Raw genomic sequence first — 4,420 nt, forward strand, 5'->3', positions numbered from 1 at the left:
GTCCAAGCCCCGTCCCGGCGTCAACGGCACGGACCCAGCCGTGGGCCCCGCTGTCGCCGCGCCCCCGGACCCGGCCGCCCCGCCGGAGCAGGCCGGCGGCTGGCGGCCCTGGCGCTTCCGCATGTCCAACGACGTCTGGGGCACGCCCTCGGTCGCCGACGACCTGGTCTACGTCACCTCCTTCGAGGTGCACGCGCTGGACGTCGCCACCGGCCGCCGCCGTTTCAAGACCCGGGACGTCGCCTGGTCCATGGGGGTCGCGGACGGCCGTATCCACGCCTCCGACGGGCCCACCCTGTTCGCCCTGGACGCCCGCGAGGGCGGCGACCTGTGGCGGCTGCAGACGGACGCCTGGGTCTACTCGCTCCAGGCCGGCCGCGGCACGGTCGTCACCGGCACCCGCGGCGGCGGCGTCCAGGGCTGGGAGGCCTCCAGCGGCCAGAAGCTGTGGGAGGTCACCGGCTGCCAGTCGGACTTCGAGTCCCCCGAGGCCGGGCCCGCCCTGCACGACGGCACGGTCTACGTGTGGCAGGACGCCCGGCTGCGCGCCCTGGACGCCCGCACCGGCGACGAGCGCTGGGCGTACCCGATCGGCGACGCGGCCTCCTGCGGCGGCGTCCCCATCCGGCTCACCCAGGCCACCGACGGCTACGTCTACGTCTGCGCCGGCACCCGCGTCCTGGCCCTCGACGTGGCCGCAGGGCATGTGAAGTGGCACTTCGAGGCCCCGGCCGTGTTCCTCTGCCCGCCCACCTTCGTCCCCGGCCCGGCCGTGACCGGCGGCGGCATCTACCTCGCCGACTACCTCGGCACGGTCTACGCCCTCGACGCCACCGACGGCCGCGACCGCTGGCGCATCGCCACCGAGGCCCGCTCCTGCGTCGACCCCGTCCTGGTCGCCGCCGGACATGTCCACGTGGGCAGCGGCAAGGGCCTCTACACCCTCGACGCGGTCACCGGCACACCCAAGTGGCGCTTCCAGGCGGGCGGCGACATCGTCGGCGCCCCCTCGGTGGCCGAGGGCCGTATCCACTTCGGCTCCACCGACCACCTGCTCTACACCCTGAAGGCCGACGACGGCCGGCTGCGCTGGAAGCTCGCCACCGGCGGCGAGATCACCGGCTCCCCGGTCGTCCGGGACGGGGTGGTGTACGCGTGCAGCAAGGACCGCTGCGTGTACGCACTGGACGCGGAGAAGGGCACGGGCACGGCGCGCACGGCCTGACCCGCCCGGGACGGCCGTCGTACCGGCGTACGGAAGGGGTGCTCCGGACGGCGGCCGCCGTTCTGCGTGGGAGTGGCCCGTTCACCGCTCCCACCCAGGACGCTACGCCGGGTACGGGCCGGTCGCCACGCAGTGACATGCCCGTGACAGATGATCACTAGGCTGTCCGCCATGCAGACACGGGGGCGCGGGCTCAGGTTCACGGCGGTGCTCGTGCTGGTCGTACTGGCACTGACCGGATTCTCGTCCGGCCGGGGCCGCGGCGGCAGTCACGGCGGCAGCGGCTCGGGCGGCGGCGGGTGCAGCAGCTCCAGCCAGGACCACGACAGTTCGAGGTCGTCGACGTCGAGCGGCGGCTCGTACGGCTCCGGCGGTTCGAGCGGTGGGTCCTACGGCTCCGACGACGATGACCACGCAAGCAGCGGCGGCGGCAGCTCCTACACCCGCAGGCCCAACTACGGCTCCACGCCGACCTCGTCCTCCGGCAGCGGCAGGGCCCTGAAGGACGGCACCGCGAGGCTGATCGGCTGCGCGACCCCGGCGGCCCCCTACGCGACCGTCGAGGTCGAGAACCCCAACGGCCGCAAGGCCGCCTTCTCCGTCTCGGTCACCTTCGAGGACGCCCAGGGCATCACCGTCGTCGACCGGTACGGGGACGTCACGGTCCCCGCGAACGGCACGGCCACCGTCGCCGTCCGGGTGGGCGGCGGTTCGGGCCTGGTGGACTCGGTCGACCACTGCGAGGTCGACCGCCGGGCCCTTGTCGACGACTGACGGGACGGGTGACCGGCAGGGGCGTCAGCCCCGCAGCTCCGTCAAGAAGTCGATCAGCGCCTCGTTCACCTCGGCGGGCCGCTCCTGCTGCGTCCAGTGGCCGCAGCCCGGCAGGACGAGCGGCTTGCGGCGCAGGTCCGGCATCAGGTCCGGCAGCCGTTCGATCAGTTCCGGCGTCCCCGGGAAGGCCGGGACCATGTCGCGGTCGCCGTACATGTACAGCGCGGGCGGGGAGACGACAGCGCCCTGCCAGGGGGCGGTCAGCTCCCAGTTGCGGTCCAGGTTGCGGTACCAGTTGAGCGCGCCGGTGAAGCCCGGCTCGAAGCTCTCGGTGAGCACGTCGAGGTCCCGCTCGGTGAGCCACCCGGGCAGCACCTCGGGGTCCGGCGCGTCCGTGAGCCAGCCGCGCTCCAGGTCGACCAGGGCCTGCTCGGGACGCCCGGCGCCCGGCGCGTCACCGGACGCGGAGTACAGCAGCCTGCGCAGCGTCGCGCGGGTGTCGGCGGCGAACTCGGCGTCCGCGGCCCCCGGCTGCTCGAAGTAGTTCCAGTAGAAGCGGCCCTCGAACCGCTCCCGCATGGTCTCCAGCGGAGGCCGGTTCCCACGGAACGGCGGCGGCACGCTCAGCCCGGCCACCCCGCGCACCACGTCCGGCCGCAGCAGCGCGGTGTGCCAGGCCACCGGCGCGCCCCAGTCGTGCCCGACGACGAACGCCCGCTCCTCGCCCAGCGCGTGGACCAGCCCGACCACGTCCCCCACCAGGTGGAGGATGCTGTACGCGGCCACGTCCTCGGGGCGGTCGCTGCCGCCGTACCCGCGCTGGTCGGGCGCGACCACCCGGAAACCGGCCTCGGCCAGCGGACCGAACTGGTGCCGCCAGGAGTGCCAGGACTCCGGGAAACCGTGCAGCAGCACCACGAGCGGGCCCTCGCCCTGCTCCGCGATGTGCAGCTGTATGCCATTGACGTCGATCATCCGATGCTCAACCACGCCCCCGAGCATACGGGTGTAGGGGTAAACGACTTCACTCGCGCAACCGGTACTCCCGCGACCGCCCGGCGAACAGCCGGGCCTGCCGCTCACCCGCCGCGTTCCCGAGTGCGATGAGATGCGGAGCCTGTGCGAACCCCTGTGTCCGGCCCGCCTCACTCGCGGCCCACAGCGCCCGCACCGTCCCCTGCACGGCCTCGGTCGGATACCCGGCGAGAACGGCGGCGCAGGCCGTCGCCGCCCCCAAGGCCTCGCCCTCCGGCACGAGTTCCGACACCAGTCCGATCTCGTGGGCCCGCCGGGCGGAGATCCGCTCCGCCGTCCCCATCAGCGCCATCCGCGCGACCTCCCCGTAGGGCATGCGCTGCGCCATCAGGACGGACTCGTAGGCGCTGACCATGCCGTAGGTGGTGTGCGGGTCGAAGAAGGTGGCGGTGGAGTCCGCGACGACGAACTCCGCCTCGCCGAGCAGGTAGAAGGCTCCTCCGCAGGCCATGCCGTGCACGGCGGCGACGACCGGTTTCCACAGGTCGTTCGCCTTCGGCCCGATCCCGAGCAGCGGATCGTCCTGCGCGTAGGGCGAGTTCGGCTGCGGCACGACGGCGTCCCGGTCGATGCCGGTGCAGAAGGCCCGCTCGCCGGCCCCGGTGAGGACGATCGCCCGCACGGCGTCGTCGAACCGCAACTCGTGCCAGGTGGAGGCCAGTTCGTCGGCCATGGCGAGGTCGACGGCATTGAGCCGCCCGGGCCGGTCCAGCGTCACGACGGCGACCCCGCTGTCCCGGTCGGCCCGTACGAGCACACTGCTCATGACCGCTCCGGGACCCACTGGGGAAGCCCGTCGTGGAAGACGGCCCGCACCCGGGCGCCGATGCGCATGCTCTCCGGCGGCAGGGAGCCGAGCGGCTGCCCTGCCCCGGCGACCAGGTTGCCCACCAGCCGGATGCGGGGCGCCTCGTCCAGCTCGACGACGACCACGTTGTACGGCGCCTGCGCGGCGTAGTCGGGCAGCAGCGGCGGATGGGCGACGACGTACGACCAGACCCGGCCCCGGCCGGACACCGGCCGCCACTCGCTCTCGAAGGACTGGCAGTGCGGGCAGCAGGGCCGGGGCGGGAAGCGGAGTTCACCGCAGGCGGCGCAGGCCTGGACGCGGAGTTCACCCCGGGCGGCGTACTCCCAGAAGGGGGCGCCGTCGGCGTCGGTGACGGGACGCAGCATGGTTGCTCCTCAACTCCTCAGCAGCAGGGCGGAGGTGGGAACGCCCTCACCCGCCGTGACCAGACAGGTGGAGGCGCCCGGCACCTGCGCGGTACTGGTGCCGCGCAGCTGTCTGACCCCTTCGTTGATGAGGTTGAAGCCGTGCACGTAGGCCTCGGACAGCCCGCCCCCGCCGGTGTTCAACGGCAGTAGCCCGCCGGTCTCCAGCGC

Annotated in this window: 6 protein-coding genes; 2 read left to right on the forward strand and 4 right to left on the reverse strand. The window is 73.5% G+C overall.

The features are described from left to right. Together C1J00_RS38865 and C1J00_RS38870 are read left to right on the forward strand one after the other, a co-directional pair. The coding region (locus tag C1J00_RS38865; RefSeq protein ID WP_180989854.1) for an outer membrane protein assembly factor BamB family protein at positions 1-1,225 on the forward strand (1,225 nt) is incomplete at its 5' end. Between the two features lie 171 nt (positions 1,226-1,396). Beyond that, positions 1,397-1,999, forward strand: coding sequence for a hypothetical protein (locus C1J00_RS38870; RefSeq protein ID WP_102913589.1), 603 nt, complete (start codon positions 1,397-1,399; stop codon positions 1,997-1,999). A gap of 24 nt (positions 2,000-2,023) precedes the next feature. On the opposite strand, the gene C1J00_RS38875 is transcribed toward C1J00_RS38870, so the two are convergent. The 4 genes from C1J00_RS38875 to C1J00_RS38890 all read right to left on the reverse strand — a co-directional run. Then, positions 2,024-2,974 carry an alpha/beta fold hydrolase gene (locus C1J00_RS38875; protein ID WP_102913590.1) on the reverse strand — a complete coding sequence of 317 codons (951 nt, stop codon included), beginning with the start codon at positions 2,972-2,974 and terminating at the stop codon, positions 2,024-2,026. A 49-nt stretch (positions 2,975-3,023) separates the two neighbouring features. Then, positions 3,024-3,800 carry an enoyl-CoA hydratase/isomerase family protein gene (locus tag C1J00_RS38880; protein ID WP_102913591.1) on the reverse strand — a complete coding sequence of 259 codons (777 nt, stop codon included), beginning with the start codon at positions 3,798-3,800 and terminating at the stop codon, positions 3,024-3,026. Next, on the reverse strand, positions 3,797-4,210 hold the full coding sequence (locus C1J00_RS38885) for a Zn-ribbon domain-containing OB-fold protein (protein ID WP_102913592.1): 414 nt from the start codon (positions 4,208-4,210) through the stop codon (positions 3,797-3,799). Before C1J00_RS38885 ends, C1J00_RS38880 begins: the two co-directional genes overlap by 4 nt. Before the next feature lie 9 nt (positions 4,211-4,219). After that, a partial coding sequence (locus C1J00_RS38890) for a thiolase C-terminal domain-containing protein (RefSeq protein ID WP_439333471.1) occupies positions 4,220-4,420 on the reverse strand: 201 nt, incomplete at its 5' end.

It is taken from the genome of Streptomyces cahuitamycinicus (assembly GCF_002891435.1).
Classification (GTDB): domain Bacteria; phylum Actinomycetota; class Actinomycetes; order Streptomycetales; family Streptomycetaceae; genus Streptomyces; species Streptomyces cahuitamycinicus.